This is a genomic window from Bacillus sp. GC_Bacil_1 (assembly GCF_026540675.1).
GTDB lineage: Bacteria > Bacillota > Bacilli > Bacillales > Bacillaceae_G > Bacillus_A > Bacillus_A cereus.
Map to the genome: position 1 here is coordinate 153,360 of NZ_JALNUG010000001.1, position 15,795 is coordinate 169,154.

Below are 15,795 nucleotides of genomic sequence, written 5' to 3' on the forward strand. Positions count from 1 at the left end.
GATACAAAAAACGCCCCTCATCAATATGAGGGGCGTTTTTTGAAGTTAATAAAAGACTATTCGAATTTTAAAGCGTCTCCGTCGAATGATTCGTCAGCAACTTTAATTGAGTCAGTTGGACAGCCTTCGAATGCATCCATCATATCTTCAATTAATACATCTGGAATTTCAACGATACCTTGGTTATCGTCTAATGTTACAAATGCAATACCTTCATCATCATAGTCATAAATGTCTGGTGCAGCAGCGCCACAAGCACCACATGCAATACAAGTATCTTTATCAACGATTGTATATTTTGCCATCTTTTTTCCCTCCTGATAATATGTATGTGAAAAGCTCGCCATAAAAATTATAACCTTATTGTAAAACGGTTTGTGAAACTTTTCAACATAAAATTATAATGATAATGCTTATCAATTAGAGTGTCAACTTATTTTTGAATTATGTCATAAGATTTTCAAAATACGTAAATGTGATTTCGTTTGATACAATAGAATATATACAAGTATATAGTTCTTATATGATAAGTTTAATGAGCGACAGTAGATAGTGTAATTGTACTGAAAAGAATGAAGTTAAGATTGGAAGGTGGAAGCGGTCATGCAAATACAATATACTTTGTTGCATTGTTTAAAACAATTGAATGGTGAAAGAACCGTTTCTTCTATTTATTATTTACTAAAGGGCAAACGTTCTTCGCAAACTTTACAAGATGGAAATATGTTCCGGATTTCTTTTTTATTCGGAATATATAAATCATTAAATAGAAATGACTATGATGGTGAAGTTGTAAAGTTGTTGCAAGCGGATTTTATTCAAGAAATACATGAAAATACATATGTGTTAACACCTACGGGTAAAATGCAGTTACATAAATGGGAGGATGTTTATGCTTTTCCAGCACATTTGCATGGTTTACATTATGGTGAATTAGGTGAAACATTTTGGAAAAGATTATCATTGATTATTCAAACCATATCAAATTTACAACAGAATAATACGAAGTTTATCCCAATTCAACAAGATACAGAAATAATGATGTGGGTAAAACGTTTTCTAACAGGAAGGCCATATAAAAGAAGTGAGTTGGCGAGGAAACTATGGACGGAAGTACATAATCTTTTGGAAAAGAGTAATGCGATAGAAGCGACGATTGTAACATATCGACTAACGGGCTATGAACGTATTGGTTGTACATTGCAACAATTAGCAGAAATTACGAAACAAGATATATTCAGGGTGTATTTTTTATTTTGGGGTACAATGCATTTCTTTATACAAGAAGTTCGTGATAAAGAAAATGAATTTCCACTATTAGCTGAAATTATATCTTATCCAAATGAGAGAGCTGAATTATTTAGTTTATCCACGAAAAAAACATATAATTTTTGGAGACAAGGGCGTTCTTTAGAAGAAATAGCGACGATTCGGAATTTAAAGGTTGCAACGATAGAAGATCATTTTGTTGAAATTGCTTTGCGAGAAAAAGATTTTTCTATTGAAATGTTTATGGAAAAAGAAAAGATAGACAAAGTAATAAAAGTAATTGAAGCATTACAAACGCGGAAGTTACGTGTTTTGAAACAAGCGGTTGGAGAAGATATCTCTTATTTTGAAGTTCGTCTTGTATTAGCGCGGATGGAGGGTGTAAATGAAACTTGAAGAATATTTATATAAGTGGTTTGGATATTCTGAATTTCGTCCAGGTCAAAAAGGAGTTATTACAGATTTATTAGAAGGAAAAGATGTGATAGCAATGCTTCCGACTGGAAGAGGGAAATCTATGTGCTATCAGTTTCCGGGGCTTATGCGAGAAGGAACAGTGCTTGTTGTATCACCGTTATTATCTTTAATGGAAGATCAAGTGACACAATTAAAGTATGTTGTGAAAAACCGAGTGATAGCATTTAATAGTTTTCGGACATTAAATGAAAAAAGAGAAGCGATGAAAAAATTATCTTCATATAAATTTATTTTTGTTTCACCAGAGATGTTACAGTCGGAGTTATTAATTAGGGAATTGAAGAAAATTCATATTTCATTATTTGTTGTTGATGAGGCTCATTGTATTTCTCAATGGGGTTATGATTTTAGACCGGACTATAAGAAACTAAATGTAGTTATTGAAAATATTGGTTCTCCTACAGTATTAGCATTGACAGCCACAGCGACAAAAGGGGTACTACAAGATATCGCAGACAGTTTAAATTTAAAGGGTGCCGCGGAACATGTATACTCTATTGACCGTCCTAATATTGCAATGGAGGTGCAATTTGTAGAGACGATAGAAGAAAAGAAAGAGGCGCTTTTGGAGCAGGTGATGTATTTACAAGGGTCGGGAATTGTATATTGTTCAAGTAGAGCGTGGACAGAAAGGTTAACGGAATACTTGAGAGGAAAAGGTGTTACTGGTGTAGCTTTTTATCATGGTGGTATGGAACATGAAGAGCGTATGTTAATTCAACAACAGTTTATGAACGATCAATTGCAGCTTGTAATATGTACAAGTGCATTTGGTATGGGGGTAAATAAGGCGAATACGCAATATATTATTCATTTTCATTATCCAACTAATATAGCTTCTTACTTACAAGAAATCGGAAGAGCTGGAAGAGATGGCGAACCGAGTATAGCTATTTTATTGTGTAGTCCGTTGGATCATGATTTACCAATTTCAATCATTGAGGATGAATTGCCAAGTAAGTCGCAAATACAATTTTTATTTTCTTTACTACAAGAAAGAATGTTTCAAACGAAAGAATTACCAATAGAAGATGTAGAAGAAATTTGTTATAATGCAGCAAGATTTAATGAGCAATATTGGCGTTTCGTTCGTTATCATCTCGAACAGGTTGGAATTATACAACAACGAAGATTATTATTAGAGAGTTTGTCAGATGAAATTATGAACCGATTAATAGCTGAAGTAGAGATAAGGTTGCGTAATAAATATAGTGAGCTAGAAAATATGAAGTCATGGATACGAGTTAAAGGATGTAGACGTGAATATGTGTTGCAACAGTTCGGTTATAGGAAAGAGAAAGAGTTAAATAATTGCTGTGATTATTGTGGTATTACAAAAGAAGATTATAAAAAAAGACGAGCGCAACAATCGGATTTCGACTATAATTGGGAAACAGAGTTACAAAAGCTTTTCGGCCTAGAAAAGATGGGGGAATGATGAACATTCAAAGGCATAATGTTGAAGATATGAGTCCGCAGGAAATAAGGCTGAATCTATATATAACACAGTTAATTATTATCGGTATTGGCTGTTTACTAGCATATATATTATTTCAAGATGTAAAAGAAGTGTTTAATTTATGGAGATGGGAACCAGTATCTATACTTATTATAGGTGGTTTGTTAGCGATTGGTATTGTGTTATTAGATTATGTTGCAATGCGAGTGTTTCCAGAGTCTTGGTTTGATGATGGTGGTATTAACGATAAGATGTTTCGAGGAATGTCGGTTCTGCATTTACTCATTATTACGTTCGTAATCGGTTTTGCAGAAGAATTTTTATTTAGAGGTGTAGTGCAGACTCATTTTGGAATTGTAATTGCGAGTTTCGTATTTGCAGTGTTACATATTCGTTATATAACAAAGCCATTTTTGTTTTGTTTCGTCTGTTTCATTAGCTTTGTCTTTGGTTATGTATTTGAATGGACAGGGAATTTGTTTATAACAATCTTTGCACACTTTCTTGTTGATTTTATAATGGGACTCCAATTAAGAAAATAAATGGAAGGTGGTGGTGAACAACATGAGGAAACGAATTCCTGATTTTGAAGAGGAATTAGAAGTTGAGCGAGTAGAAGAAAAAGAAAGTTTACCGCCGCGTAGTGAAATTCATAGAAATAAAGAGAAAAAACAAAAGTTTAAAATAAATCATATTTTCGTCCGGGTTTTAACATTTCTATTCATTCTGCTGCCGATTAGTATTTTGTGGTATACGGATAAATATATTCAGGTGAAGGGCGATAGTAATAATGCCGGGAAAAGTGCGTTTGAAGTAATCTTCTTTGATTCAGCTAAATCTGAGTCGCAGAAACAGTCTGAAAAAGCGATAACGCATACTGTGAAAGAGGGAGAAACTTTAGAAAGTATAGCGAAGCAATATTTTTCAGATGAAAATGGGGTTGAAGTAATTAAAAAGTATAATAACTTGCAAGAAGATGAAGTGAGTGCAGGTCAAGAATTAAAAATTCCGATAAAAGATAAGTCCACAAAGCAAGAGAGCTAGTGAATTAGGCGAACGCAGTTTGTTATAAAAGCCTAGGGTTATCTTTATGATGAGGGGAGTAAAAAATATGATATGGATTATATTATTCAGTACTCTCATAGGAATGGGGATTTTATTACTTCTTGTGATGTATAAAGAAGCGATGCGTAATACAGTGTTGGAACATACTTTAGTATTTAAAGAATTTCCGAAAAGTTTTCAAAAAGTAAATGTGTTTTTTATTTCTGATATTCATAGAAGAGTCATTTCGAATTTGTTAATTGAACAAGTAAAAGGAAAAGTAGATCTCGTAATTATCGGAGGAGATTTAGCAGAGAAAGGAGTCTCTTTATCAAAAATCTCTGCCAATATTCAAAAGTTAAGAGAGATAGCTCCTGTATATTTTGTGTGGGGAAACAATGATTATGAGATAGAATATCATGAATTAGATGCTTTATTATTAGAAAATAACGTAAAAGTTTTAGATAATACAAGAGTGGTATTTGAGTCTGAATTAGGCGAGAAAATTTGTTTGCTCGGTATAGATGATGTTGGATTGCACCGTGATCGTTTAGATTTGGCATTGGCGGATTGTAAAGAAGATGGTTTTCGTATCTTAGTTAGTCACAACCCTGATATAATAAAAAAGATGTCTGGAAATGAACAGATTTCACTTGTATTAAGTGGACATACGCATGGAGGACAAATCCGATTATTCCCATCTAAAAAATATTTAAAAGGTGGCGTATATAACCATTTGAATACGATTCTCTTTGTTAGTAATGGGTACGGAACAACATTGATACCACTTCGTTTCCGAGCGCCTGCTCAAACACATATTATTACATTGTGCGGAGGGAAATGATGCCAACTCTTAGTGGAAAATATAATATAAAAGCTGTTTCAAATATAATTGGAGTTCAGCCGAGTACGCTTCGCGCATGGGAAAGACGATATCAAATTATTGCCCCAAAGCGGAATCAAGCTGGGCATCGTTTATATACAGAAGAGCATATTCAAATTTTAAAATGGTTAATGGAAAAAGTTTCTTCCGGTATGATGATTGGACAAGCAGTTCAGTTATTAGAAGAGAATCGTTTGCAGAGTACAGTTCAAAAAGAGATACATTTCGATAAAGAAGTTGTTTTAGTGGACGATTTGCTACAAGCTTTGTTAAAATTTGATGAAATTACAATTGCTGCATTATTAAACGAAGCTTTTAGTATATATTCAACAGAAAAGGTTGTTGCCAGTATCGTTCTTCGAGTGACAGACAAATTATTAACGTCAAAAAATAATAATGAGATTTCAATGGTGCAATTTCAATATGCACTATCATTTTTACAAACGCGTCTAGGGATGGTGTATCACAATGCCTCAATGTTTTCTTCTTTACACAAAGTTATTGTGTTAGAAAAGAATGCATTGAAAGGATTTATTTTTTCAACTTATTTACGCTTAAAAGGATATGAGGCGATATATATTAGGACAAACTTAGCTGAAGATGGTATGTTGTCAGCGGTAGAGGAAATACAGCCGAAATATGTATTTGTATCTTTTGCTGACGAACTAGAAATGAAAAAGACGATGAACTTTATAAATGTATTACAAGAAAAAAGGGAATCTCTTTCTGTTGGATTTATCGGAAAGCTAGGCGTTCTAAACCAGTTGGACATTGAAACAATCTTAATTGGTGATACGAAAGAAGAATGGGATGAATGGTTAAAAATGTCGGAATAGTTGTTCGAAAAGAACCATCTATTTTCTATTTCATATAATAAAAATTAGATGCATTGGTTACGTAGGGAGGGTATGAGATGAGGCTGGAACGATTAAATTACAATAAGATAAAAATTTTTCTAACATTTGATGATTTATCTGAAAGAGGATTAACGAAAGAAGATTTATGGAGAAATGCGCCGAAAGTACAGCAATTATTTCGTGATATGATGCAAGAAGCAAATAAGGAATTAGGGTTTGAAGCAGATGGTCCGATTGCAGTTGAAGTGTTTTCTCTACAAGCACAAGGGATGGTTGTAATTGTAACGAAAGAAAATCAAGAAATTGATACGGATGATGAGTTCCGTGACGAGTTTATTGAAATGCAAGTGACTCTAGATGAAAGTGAACATATATTATATGAGTTTGCTACGCTAGATGACATAATTAACCTGTCGAATCGCTTATATAACCTTGGTGTAACTGGCGGAAAGCTATATACGTGGGATGAGCGCTTCTATCTTTGGGTGGAAGAAGAGGAACAAATTCAATTGTTAAAAGCGGATTTTATAGCTATTTTAGCGGAATACGGCAATCCGTCTACAGCAACTATTTATCGCATCATGGAGTACGGTAAAGAATTAATGGATTTTAACGCAATAGAACAAATACACAATTACTTTGTGAAAAAACAAAACCTCAGCTAATACAACATAGCTGAGGTTTTGTTTTTATTTGGATAAGGGAAGGGATGATAGTAAATACGCGAACATACTTTTTGAAAAAAAAATATGCAGTTTTATGGGAGCGTCGCTGAGGAAAATAAAAAATATTTAAATATTTAAGTATTTTACTTTTCTAAAAGTAATAAAAGGACTATAATAATAGTGAAAACGCTTGCAACAGAAAATAGTTTGTATATATTTGTTAGCGTTTTCTATTGCATTCCAAATTTAAGGGTGTATACTAGGCAATGAAGGTTTACTAAACAAGTGAAATTACAGGGGGTTTACTTACTATGGTAGCCGAAAAGGGAACTCAAACAAAAACACAACAACAAAGGGAACAACATTTTGAACTATTGAATTCAACACAAATTGTTATTAGTGAAGCGTTAGAAAAATTGGGTTATCCAAACGAAGTATATGAATTATTAAAAGAACCAATTCGTATGATGACAGTGAAAATACCAGTTCGTATGGATGACGGGACTGTTAAAATATTTACAGGATATCGTGCACAACATAATGATGCTGTTGGTCCAACGAAAGGTGGAATTCGCTTCCATCCGAATGTAACAGAAAATGAAGTGAAAGCACTTTCAATCTGGATGAGTTTAAAATGTGGTATTGTTGATTTACCATATGGTGGAGGTAAGGGTGGAATTATCTGTGATCCACGTGAAATGTCATTCCGTGAGTTAGAAAGATTAAGTCGCGGTTATGTACGAGCAATTAGCCAAATCGTAGGTCCGACGAAAGATATTCCAGCTCCAGATGTATTCACAAACTCTCAAATTATGGCATGGATGATGGATGAGTATAGCCGTATTGATGAATTTAATTCACCAGGATTTATTACAGGTAAACCGCTTGTATTAGGTGGATCACATGGACGTGAAACAGCAACTGCGAAAGGTGTAACAATTTGTATTCGCGAAGCTGCGAAAAAACGTGGCATTGATATTAAGGGTGCACGCGTTGTTGTTCAAGGGTTCGGTAATGCTGGTAGCTTCTTAGCTAAATTTATGCATGATGCAGGTGCGAAAGTTATTGCAATCTCAGATGCTTACGGCGCTTTACATGATCCAAACGGATTAGATATTGATTATTTATTAGACCGTCGTGATAGCTTCGGCACAGTAACAAAGCTATTTAACAATACAATTTCAAACAAAGAATTGTTAGAGCTTGATTGCGATATTTTAGTTCCAGCTGCAATTGAGAACCAAATTACAGAAGAAAATGCTAATGATATTAAAGCGAAAATCGTTGTTGAAGCTGCAAATGGTCCAACAACATTAGAAGCGACTAAAATTTTAACAGATCGCGGAATTTTACTTGTTCCAGACGTATTAGCAAGTGCTGGTGGTGTAACGGTATCTTACTTTGAGTGGGTACAAAATAACCAAGGTTACTACTGGACTGAAGAAGAAGTAGAACAACGTTTAGAAAAAGTAATGGTAAAATCATTTGATTCTATTTATGAAACAGCACAAGTTCGTAAAGTGAATATGCGCTTAGCGGCTTACATGATTGGTGTTCGTAAAATGGCTGAAGCAAGCCGCTTCAGAGGTTGGGTATAAAATATTATATATTGAGAAAACGTGATTTCCTTTCGAGGGAATCACGTTTTTTTGTTGAAGTATTAAATGAGGTGTTGTATATGAAGAATGAAATGCTGGAACGAGTAGAACAATTAGAAGAAAAGGTTAAGAGGTTAGAGGGAGAACTTGCAAGAACGGTGAAAGCTCGAAAAATAAGTACTGTCCGGATGTTCGGGGAAGGGCTACTGTTTTTGATATTTGGTGTGGTTGTAGTAGGGCCGATTATTACCGTTGTAATCTCAATTTTTACTTGGCTTGCTGAAAAATAAAATAAAAACAAAAAGAACACTTGTTCTATACGAACAAACGTGCTATACTCTCCTTAGATAAACAAAACGGAAATGATTTTAAGGAGAGATAAATGATGAAAATGACAGTAGACCAAAGATTTATGATGCCAGCAGATGTTGTAGAGCGAGTGGAAGTATTACGAAACAAACAAAGCAAGCGTGGCACATTATTACAATCGGTAAACAAATTTTTCGGTTTAGATACGAAAGAAGATTGTGTTTGGTTTTACGGTTTTTATGGAGTGGCTGTAAGTATCTTGTTGTTTATGGTGTTCACTTCAAATATTTTCGATTTTCTCTTCGCGTAAGAAATATGCGATAAGGACATTGCTACCGAATACATATATAAGGAAGTAAGGTAATCTTCTAGAGCGGGAGTTGGTAGCAATGGCGATGTTTCCTATAGAGCGCAACTATATAGGATATGGAAGTTCACGACCGGGGATTCCTCTAACTAAAGTGAGATTTATTGTAAGTCATGATACGGGGAATCCTGGAAGCAATGCGATAGGAAATCGAGATTACTTTAATGAATTACAACCGAAAGCTTCGGCGCATACATTTATAGATGATAAAACAATATTGGAGATTATTCCTATAAATGAAGTTGCATATCATGTTCGATATGGTGTGCCGACGGATAATGACTTATACGGCTATGACGCGAATAAGGCGGCCATTGGAGTGGAACTTTGTTATGGCGGTGATGTTAACTTTTGGGAAGCATATAATCGTTTTACATGGTATCATGCGTATTTATGCCAAAATTTTGGCTTAAATCCGAAAAAAGATATCGTGTCACATAAAACGCTTGATCCAGCTAGAAAGATTGATCCTGAGAATGTATTAGGGAAACAAGGTATTAAATTTCAGCAGTTTTTAGCAGATGTCTATCGGATGTACGTTTCGTTTAGATGACAAATATATGAAAAATGAATACAATAAAGATAGGTGCCTACTGCTGTAAGTAGGTTTTTTCTTGTTTTTATAAATAGTGTATCGGTAGAAGACTAGGAGTGGACGAGTATGCAGAAAGAAACAGTTATTATAATCGGAGGCGGTCCGTGCGGATTAGCGGCAGCGATTTCGTTGCAAAAGGTAGGGATAAATCCGTTAGTAATTGAAAAAGGAAACATTGTAAATGCCATTTATAATTATCCAACTCATCAAACATTTTTCTCTTCTAGTGAAAAATTAGAAATTGGTGATGTAGCTTTTATTACAGAAAATCGTAAGCCAGTTCGAAATCAAGCGCTTGCGTATTATCGTGAAGTAGTAAAACGTAAATCTGTACGTGTAAATGCTTTTGAGCGAGTGGAGAAAGTTCAAAACGATGGAGAAGTTTTTCAGGTTGAGACGACAAAGCGTGACGGAAGTAAAGAAATATATATAGCGAAATATATTGTTGTAGCAACTGGATATTATGATAATCCAAATTATATGAATGTTCCAGGTGAGGAATTGAAGAAAGTAGCTCACTATTTTAAAGAGGGGCATCCTTATTTTGATCGAGATGTAGTAGTTATAGGTGGGAAAAACTCGAGTGTAGATGCCGCGTTAGAACTTGTTAAAGCTGGTGCGCGTGTAACGGTACTGTATCGTGGAAGTGAGTATTCACCAAGCATAAAGCCTTGGATTTTGCCGGAATTTGAGGCGTTAGTACGAAACGACACAATTCAAATGCATTTCGGGGCTCATGTGAAAGAAATTACTGAGCATACATTAACGTTTACAGTTGATGGTGAAGATTTTACAATCCAAAATGATTTTGTATTTGCGATGACTGGTTATCATCCTGATCATAGCTTCTTAACAAAGATGGGTGTTAAGATTGGTGAAGAAACAGGACGTCCAATTTATACAGAGGATAGAATGGAAACGAATGCTGAAAATATTTTCATTGCAGGTGTCATAGCTGCTGGAAATAATGCAAATGAAATATTTATCGAGAACGGTAGATTTCATGGAGATGCGATTGCACAAACTATTGCATCAAGAGAAAAATAAAAAGGAGCTGTCGGGAAAACCTCGACAGCTCCTTTTTATTCGTGCATAAACATATTTTGAATGGATTCATGAGAATTTGTATTCTCTAATGCGACAAGTAATTTAATGCGTGCTTTTTGTGCATTTAAGCCGTATGTGAATACAATGCCCATATCTTTTAAGTGTTTACCGCCACCTTCATACGAATATACGTCTTGAACGATACCGTTGAAACAGCGAGAAACTAATACGACAGGAATACCTTTATTTAATAATCGTTCTAGACTAGGAAGTGTTCTTGGAGGTAGATTACCTTGTCCAAGCGCTTCGATAACAATACCGTCTACAGGAAGATTTTCGATTGCTGCTAATAATGTATCATCCATGCCGGCATATGCTTTTAGAACAACTACATTTTTAGATACTTTGTTTATCGTATATGTTTCGTGATGTACTAAAGCGTGATGGAAGACAACACCGCGTTTTGTTACCATTCCAATTGGTCCATATTGTGGGCTTTGGAATGTTGCGACATTACTTGTATGTGTTTTCGTTACATTTGTAGCGCAATGAATTTCGTCGTTTAATACGACTAAAACACCTTTTTCTGCAGCTTCATCACAACTAGCAACTTTTACAGCTGATAAGAAGTTATATAGACCATCAGCACCTAACTCATTGCTAGAGCGCATTGCACCTGTCACAACAATCGGAATGGTTGCTTGTACTGTTAAATCTAAGAAATAAGCTGTTTCTTCTAATGTATCCGTACCATGCGTAATGACTACGCCATGAATGTTGTCTTGTTTTACTCTTTCATCAATGATGACTTGTAATTGTAACATTTCGCTCGGTGTCATATGAGGAGATGGTAGATGGAACACATCTTCAACGATTAAATCAACATCGCCTTCTAAATCAGGAATGAATTTTAAAAGAGGATTTTTTTCACCTGGTTGTACGACCCCAGTTTCTTTATCTTCCTCCATTGCAATTGTTCCACCTGTGTGTAAAACTAGGATTCTTTTCAATGCTTATACCCCTTTCAAGTAAAAAAATACATTTAGAACATAACATGTTTTGAGTAAATTCGACAATGGAAATGTATAAAAGTATGTCTCGAAAATGACAATAAAATTAACTGCTATATGTACGATGTATAAAATCACGAAACGAAATGTGCAAATATAGTATAGGAGGGGGCAATTATGTTGAAAAAGATGGAGAGAATTTTTATTCGTATATTAATAATACAATTCATTTGTCTTTCTGTTGTACAATTGTTATTTATACATAAGTCATCAGTGAAATATTTATCTAAAATTGTTTATTACGAAGGTGTCATGGTAAAAAATAAAGCAGAAATCTTGCAGGTGAATAGGTAGTTTTCATTTTCTTCTATGAAGGATTATGCTACAATAATTGAGGATTTAATGACGTGAAGCAAATGAGAAGAAGCAGGGTGAACACCTGCTTTTCGTTTTGTTTTATAAGTGAAAAAATGAGGTGTTACAATGGATAAACGAATTTCAATTGCTATAGATGGTCCAGCAGCTGCTGGGAAAAGTACAGTGGCAAAAGTTGTTGCGAAGGAACTTTCTTACGTTTATATTGATACAGGCGCGATGTACCGTACGCTTACATATGCAGCCCTTGAACAAAAAGTAGATATTGAAAATGAAGAACAGTTAATGGAAGTTGTAAAGAATGTAAATATTGAATTTCAGCAAGGAGAAAATACGCAGCTTGTATTTTTGAATGGACAAGATGTTTCTGAAGTAATCCGTACACCTGATGTGACGAATCAAGTATCTATTGTAGCGAAGCATCGCCTTGTTCGTGAAGAAATGGTACGTCGTCAGCAAGAGTTAGCGAAAAAAGGCGGCGTTGTAATGGACGGTCGTGATATTGGTACACATGTATTACCGGATGCTGAAGTGAAAATCTTTATGCTTGCTTCTGTTGAAGAAAGAGCGGAAAGAAGGCATTTAGAAAATTTAAATAAAGGTTTCGATTCTAATTTAGAGCAGCTAAAAGAAGAAATTGCTCAGCGTGATAAATTAGATTCAGAACGCGAAGTTTCTCCACTAAAAAAGGCTGATGATGCATTGGAATTAGATACGACTTCTTTATCAATTGAAGAAGTTGTCCAAAAAATTATGAGTATTGTTTCAGGAGTGTTTGCGAAATAAAGAAAGGGGATAATCCTCTTTCTTTTTTTGTTGAAATAGAAATGTAAAGGATACGTGAATTGTGAGTCTCTTTCCTTGACAAATGAGCTAATTTGTAAGAAGTTAGTTAAAGAGGAATAAAACTGTCAGAATATATTCGCTATTATATTTCAAAACATACTTTTTTCAAGATGGTTTTGCTGTATACTATTTATATAGGTTTAATATATTTTCTTGTGAATGGTATTGAAAAAGAGTATGTGATGAGAAATTCTTAAACATGCAAATGAAAACTTTGTTTTCATTTCGTATATACATAAAAAAATGCTTTGTCAATTCTGTAGGGAGGTATTTCCATGGTAGAGAAAATGAATGAAGAAGTTATGGATTCAAAAGAATTACAAGTTGGTGACGTTGTTACAGGTTCTGTAACGAAAGTTGAAGAGAAACAAGTGCTTGTAAATGTTGGATACAAAACAGATGGCGTAATTCCAATTAGTGAATTAGCTAACGTTCATATTGAAAAAGCAAGCGATGTTGTAGAATTAGATCAAACACTAGAGTTGAAAATTATTAAATTAGAAGAAGATGATCTTGTCTTATCTAAACGTGCTGTTGATGCAGAAAAAGCATGGGTAGAATTACAAGAGAAATTTACTTCTGGTCATGTATTTAATGTTACTGTAAAAGATATTGTGAATGGCGGATTAGTTGTGGACCTTGGTGTTCGCGGTTTTATTCCAGCTTCACTTGTAGAAGTACATTATGTAGAAGACTTTACTGACTATAAAGGTAAAACATTAGCGGTGAAAATTGTTGAATTAGACCGTGAAAAAAATCGTGTAATCCTTTCGCATAAAGCGGTAGTAGAATTAGAACTAGATTCTAAGAAAAAAGAAGCAATTTCTTCATTAAAAGAAGGTGACGTTGTTGAAGGAACAGTGCAACGATTAACTGACTTTGGTGCTTTCGTTAACGTTGGTGGCGTGGACGGTTTAGTTCACATTTCACAAATTTCACACGAACGTGTAGAGCAACCTTCTGAAGTATTAGAGCAAGGTCAAAAGGTGAAGGTGAAGGTGTTATCTGTTGATGCTGATACACAACGTATTTCTTTATCAATTAAAGCGGCTCAACCAGGACCTTGGGAAAACGTTGCTGGCGAAATAAAAGCTGGAGATATTCGTGAGGGAGTAGTAAAACGCCTTGTTACATTTGGTGCATTCGTTGAGATTTTACCTGGCGTTGAAGGACTTGTACACGTATCTCAAATTGCAAATCGTCACGTGAAAAACCCGAATGAAGTATTGGAAATGGGACAAGAAGTAAAAGTGAAAGTACTTGAAGTTCACGTAGCGGAGAAACGTATTTCTTTAAGTATAAAAGAAGCGCTTGAGGAAAATAATGTAATTGAAGATTATAGTCAGTATGAGCCAAATGCTGATTCTGCTACTTTCCAATTAAGTGATATTATTGGTGAACAACTGAAAAAATTAAAGAAATAATGAGGGGTACAAGTGGTAAGGGCAAAACGTAAATTAGATCATATTGAATACGCTCTTTCTACTGGTCAGTCTCGTACGCATGGCTTTCATGATATTGATTTTGTGCATCAAAGCTTGCCAAATTCAAATTATGACACAATAACATGTGAAACAAAAATCGGCGAACTTTCACTAAGTTCGCCGATTTTTATCAATGCGATGACTGGTGGTGGAGGAGAGAAAACGTTACATATTAATGAGCAATTAGCATATGTAGCGAAACAGCATAACCTTGCTATGGCTGTAGGGTCGCAAATGGCGGCGTTAAAAGATGAAAGTGAGGCTGCTTCTTATAAGGTGATTAGAAAGGTAAACCCGAATGGTATTTTCTTTGCTAATTTAGGTAGTGAGGCAACTATCGAGCAGGCAGAGCGTGCCGTTGATATGATTGAAGCGAATGCATTGCAAATTCATTTAAATGTCATACAAGAGTTAACGATGCCAGAAGGAGACCGTGACTTTACTGGTGTACTTCAGCGCATAGAGAAAATTGTTTTAAATAGTAAAGTTCCTGTCATTGTAAAAGAAGTTGGATTTGGGATGAGCAAGGAAACAATGCAACAGTTAGCGAACGTAGGTGTAACGGCAATTGATATTGGTGGGCAAGGTGGTACGAATTTTGCTGCTGTTGAAAATGAAAGAAGACAGCGAATGCTTTCTTATTTTAATAACTGGGGCATACAAACAGCAACCTCGATTATTGAAGCAACCTCTACAAATAATAACCTCTCTTTTATTGCATCAGGGGGTATACAGACAGCGCTTGACGTAGCGAAAGCAATCGCATTAGGGTCGAATACAACTGCGTTTGCTGGTTACTTTTTACGTATTTTAATGCAAGATGGTATCGAGAAATTAGTGGATGAAATTGAACTTCTACATACAGATTTGAAATTTATTATGACAGCTCTTGGTGCGAAGACGATAGAAGAGTTGCAATCTGTACCTCTTGTTGTAAAAGGTGAAACATATCATTGGTTAATGCAGCGTGGTATTGATACTGCGCATTATAGTAGGAGATAAAAAATCAACCGTTCGGTTGATTTTTTTGTTTTGTTTTCTTTCTCGTAATATAAAATGGAATTGGTATTTTATAAAAATTGTAATTGAAAAAAGGTTAAAAAATGAAGATGATTAGTTACTAGATTTTTGGAGAGGGCTTGATTTTCTAAAGGAAATAGGTGGAGGTAAAAAAAGTGATAGGAGGATATAGTACACAAAATATTATTTCGATATAAATAAAAATCATTAAAATGATTATGTAAAAGACGGTTTCGTACAATATCGAAACCGTCTTTTTGTATTCATTAGTGCTGGTTTTGTTTTCGAGCCTGCTCTGGTGTATCAAGTCCAGTTGCACCTGGATATTGTAGTGATTGATCACGATCAGATTCAACGCGGCGTGATTCTCGTAGTTTTCGTTCTTGGCGATCTTTACCCATAATGAATAACACCTCCTTGTTAAAAGTGTTGCTGTTATAAGAAAAAACTATGCGTAAATAAAGTGGATTAACTTTCATAAAAAATTCCC

Annotated in this window: 19 protein-coding genes; 16 read left to right on the forward strand and 3 right to left on the reverse strand. The window is 34.8% G+C overall.

Features of this window, described 5'->3' with window-relative positions; translation table 11 throughout:
• Positions 1–56 precede the first annotated feature (56 nt).
• On the reverse strand, positions 57–305 hold the full coding sequence (locus tag OXT04_RS00855; protein ID WP_001151993.1) for a ferredoxin: 249 nt from the start codon (positions 303–305) through the stop codon (positions 57–59).
• Between the two features lie 298 nt (positions 306–603).
• Here OXT04_RS00855 and OXT04_RS00860 point away from each other — a divergent pair, with 298 nt between their 5' ends.
• From OXT04_RS00860 to OXT04_RS00915, 12 genes are all read left to right on the forward strand, one after another.
• On the forward strand, positions 604–1,665 hold the full coding sequence (locus OXT04_RS00860; protein ID WP_025118237.1) for a YpbB family protein: 1,062 nt from the start codon (positions 604–606) through the stop codon (positions 1,663–1,665).
• On the forward strand, positions 1,655–3,184 hold the full coding sequence (gene recQ / locus OXT04_RS00865) for an ATP-dependent DNA helicase RecQ (protein WP_097821904.1): 1,530 nt from the start codon (positions 1,655–1,657) through the stop codon (positions 3,182–3,184). Before OXT04_RS00860 ends, recQ begins: the two co-directional genes overlap by 11 nt.
• On the forward strand, positions 3,184–3,747 hold the full coding sequence (locus tag OXT04_RS00870; RefSeq protein ID WP_001025783.1) for a CPBP family intramembrane glutamic endopeptidase: 564 nt from the start codon (positions 3,184–3,186) through the stop codon (positions 3,745–3,747). Before recQ ends, OXT04_RS00870 begins: the two co-directional genes overlap by 1 nt.
• A gap of 22 nt (positions 3,748–3,769) precedes the next feature.
• A complete protein-coding gene (locus OXT04_RS00875; protein WP_001231555.1) occupies positions 3,770–4,249 on the forward strand; it encodes a LysM peptidoglycan-binding domain-containing protein in 480 nt (159 codons plus the stop codon).
• A 67-nt stretch (positions 4,250–4,316) separates the two neighbouring features.
• Positions 4,317–5,093 carry a metallophosphoesterase gene (locus OXT04_RS00880; RefSeq protein WP_000637796.1) on the forward strand — a complete coding sequence of 259 codons (777 nt, stop codon included), beginning with the start codon at positions 4,317–4,319 and terminating at the stop codon, positions 5,091–5,093.
• Entirely contained in the window at positions 5,093–5,968 is an 876-nt protein-coding gene (locus OXT04_RS00885; RefSeq protein ID WP_141527827.1) for a MerR family transcriptional regulator, read from the forward strand. Before OXT04_RS00880 ends, OXT04_RS00885 begins: the two co-directional genes overlap by 1 nt.
• Positions 5,969–6,045: 77 nt before the next feature.
• Positions 6,046–6,654, forward strand: a complete 609-nt coding sequence (locus tag OXT04_RS00890) for a genetic competence negative regulator (RefSeq protein ID WP_001235396.1) — start codon at positions 6,046–6,048, stop codon at positions 6,652–6,654.
• Between the two features lie 311 nt (positions 6,655–6,965).
• The gene (gudB, locus tag OXT04_RS00895) at positions 6,966–8,252 is read left to right on the forward strand and encodes an NAD-specific glutamate dehydrogenase (RefSeq protein WP_000225172.1); all 1,287 of its coding nucleotides are present in this window, start codon (positions 6,966–6,968) and stop codon (positions 8,250–8,252) included.
• 80 nt (positions 8,253–8,332) lie between these two features.
• Complete coding sequence (locus OXT04_RS00900; protein ID WP_098211388.1) at positions 8,333–8,542, forward strand: hypothetical protein; 210 nt, start codon at positions 8,333–8,335, stop codon at positions 8,540–8,542.
• A gap of 92 nt (positions 8,543–8,634) precedes the next feature.
• Positions 8,635–8,871 (forward strand): DUF3961 domain-containing protein, encoded by a 237-nt coding sequence (locus OXT04_RS00905; RefSeq protein ID WP_001983018.1) that lies wholly within the window; start codon positions 8,635–8,637, stop codon positions 8,869–8,871.
• A gap of 79 nt (positions 8,872–8,950) precedes the next feature.
• The gene (locus tag OXT04_RS00910) at positions 8,951–9,481 is read left to right on the forward strand and encodes a peptidoglycan recognition protein family protein (protein ID WP_001240655.1); all 531 of its coding nucleotides are present in this window, start codon (positions 8,951–8,953) and stop codon (positions 9,479–9,481) included.
• A 108-nt stretch (positions 9,482–9,589) separates the two neighbouring features.
• Positions 9,590–10,570 carry a YpdA family putative bacillithiol disulfide reductase gene (locus OXT04_RS00915; RefSeq protein WP_098211389.1) on the forward strand — a complete coding sequence of 327 codons (981 nt, stop codon included), beginning with the start codon at positions 9,590–9,592 and terminating at the stop codon, positions 10,568–10,570.
• 35 nt (positions 10,571–10,605) lie between these two features.
• Here the strand turns inward: OXT04_RS00915 and ansA are convergent, their stop codons facing one another.
• The gene (gene ansA, locus OXT04_RS00920; protein ID WP_000822009.1) at positions 10,606–11,580 is read right to left on the reverse strand and encodes an asparaginase; all 975 of its coding nucleotides are present in this window, start codon (positions 11,578–11,580) and stop codon (positions 10,606–10,608) included.
• A 180-nt stretch (positions 11,581–11,760) separates the two neighbouring features.
• Between ansA and OXT04_RS00925 the strand changes: the two genes are divergently transcribed.
• The 4 genes from OXT04_RS00925 to OXT04_RS00940 all read left to right on the forward strand — a co-directional run bounded on the left by OXT04_RS00925 (position 11,761) and on the right by OXT04_RS00940 (position 15,287).
• Positions 11,761–11,934 (forward strand): YpfB family protein, encoded by a 174-nt coding sequence (locus OXT04_RS00925; protein ID WP_023521499.1) that lies wholly within the window; start codon positions 11,761–11,763, stop codon positions 11,932–11,934.
• A 129-nt stretch (positions 11,935–12,063) separates the two neighbouring features.
• Positions 12,064–12,741, forward strand: coding sequence for a (d)CMP kinase (gene cmk / locus OXT04_RS00930; RefSeq protein ID WP_267412616.1), 678 nt, complete (start codon positions 12,064–12,066; stop codon positions 12,739–12,741).
• A 335-nt stretch (positions 12,742–13,076) separates the two neighbouring features.
• The gene (gene rpsA / locus OXT04_RS00935) at positions 13,077–14,225 is read left to right on the forward strand and encodes a 30S ribosomal protein S1 (protein ID WP_072939611.1); all 1,149 of its coding nucleotides are present in this window, start codon (positions 13,077–13,079) and stop codon (positions 14,223–14,225) included.
• Between the two features lie 12 nt (positions 14,226–14,237).
• On the forward strand, positions 14,238–15,287 hold the full coding sequence (locus tag OXT04_RS00940) for a type 2 isopentenyl-diphosphate Delta-isomerase (protein WP_098014436.1): 1,050 nt from the start codon (positions 14,238–14,240) through the stop codon (positions 15,285–15,287).
• A gap of 284 nt (positions 15,288–15,571) precedes the next feature.
• Here the strand turns inward: OXT04_RS00940 and OXT04_RS00945 are convergent, their stop codons facing one another.
• The gene (locus tag OXT04_RS00945) at positions 15,572–15,706 is read right to left on the reverse strand and encodes a YpzI family protein (RefSeq protein ID WP_000513900.1); all 135 of its coding nucleotides are present in this window, start codon (positions 15,704–15,706) and stop codon (positions 15,572–15,574) included.
• Between the last annotated feature and the right edge of the window lie 89 nt (positions 15,707–15,795).

Coding starts and splice junctions, on each gene's coding strand:
- OXT04_RS00855 (WP_001151993.1), bottom strand. CDS start 305: ATGGCAAAATATACAATCGTTGATAAAGATACTTGTATTGCATGTGGT.
- OXT04_RS00860 (WP_025118237.1), top strand. CDS start 604: ATGCAAATACAATATACTTTGTTGCATTGTTTAAAACAATTGAATGGT.
- recQ (WP_097821904.1), top strand. CDS start 1,655: ATGAAACTTGAAGAATATTTATATAAGTGGTTTGGATATTCTGAATTT.
- OXT04_RS00870 (WP_001025783.1), top strand. CDS start 3,184: ATGAACATTCAAAGGCATAATGTTGAAGATATGAGTCCGCAGGAAATA.
- OXT04_RS00875 (WP_001231555.1), top strand. CDS start 3,770: ATGAGGAAACGAATTCCTGATTTTGAAGAGGAATTAGAAGTTGAGCGA.
- OXT04_RS00880 (WP_000637796.1), top strand. CDS start 4,317: ATGATATGGATTATATTATTCAGTACTCTCATAGGAATGGGGATTTTA.
- OXT04_RS00885 (WP_141527827.1), top strand. CDS start 5,093: ATGCCAACTCTTAGTGGAAAATATAATATAAAAGCTGTTTCAAATATA.
- OXT04_RS00890 (WP_001235396.1), top strand. CDS start 6,046: ATGAGGCTGGAACGATTAAATTACAATAAGATAAAAATTTTTCTAACA.
- gudB (WP_000225172.1), top strand. CDS start 6,966: ATGGTAGCCGAAAAGGGAACTCAAACAAAAACACAACAACAAAGGGAA.
- OXT04_RS00900 (WP_098211388.1), top strand. CDS start 8,333: ATGAAGAATGAAATGCTGGAACGAGTAGAACAATTAGAAGAAAAGGTT.
- OXT04_RS00905 (WP_001983018.1), top strand. CDS start 8,635: ATGATGAAAATGACAGTAGACCAAAGATTTATGATGCCAGCAGATGTT.
- OXT04_RS00910 (WP_001240655.1), top strand. CDS start 8,951: ATGGCGATGTTTCCTATAGAGCGCAACTATATAGGATATGGAAGTTCA.
- OXT04_RS00915 (WP_098211389.1), top strand. CDS start 9,590: ATGCAGAAAGAAACAGTTATTATAATCGGAGGCGGTCCGTGCGGATTA.
- cmk (WP_267412616.1), top strand. CDS start 12,064: ATGGATAAACGAATTTCAATTGCTATAGATGGTCCAGCAGCTGCTGGG.
- rpsA (WP_072939611.1), top strand. CDS start 13,077: ATGGTAGAGAAAATGAATGAAGAAGTTATGGATTCAAAAGAATTACAA.
- OXT04_RS00945 (WP_000513900.1), bottom strand. CDS start 15,706: ATGGGTAAAGATCGCCAAGAACGAAAACTACGAGAATCACGCCGCGTT.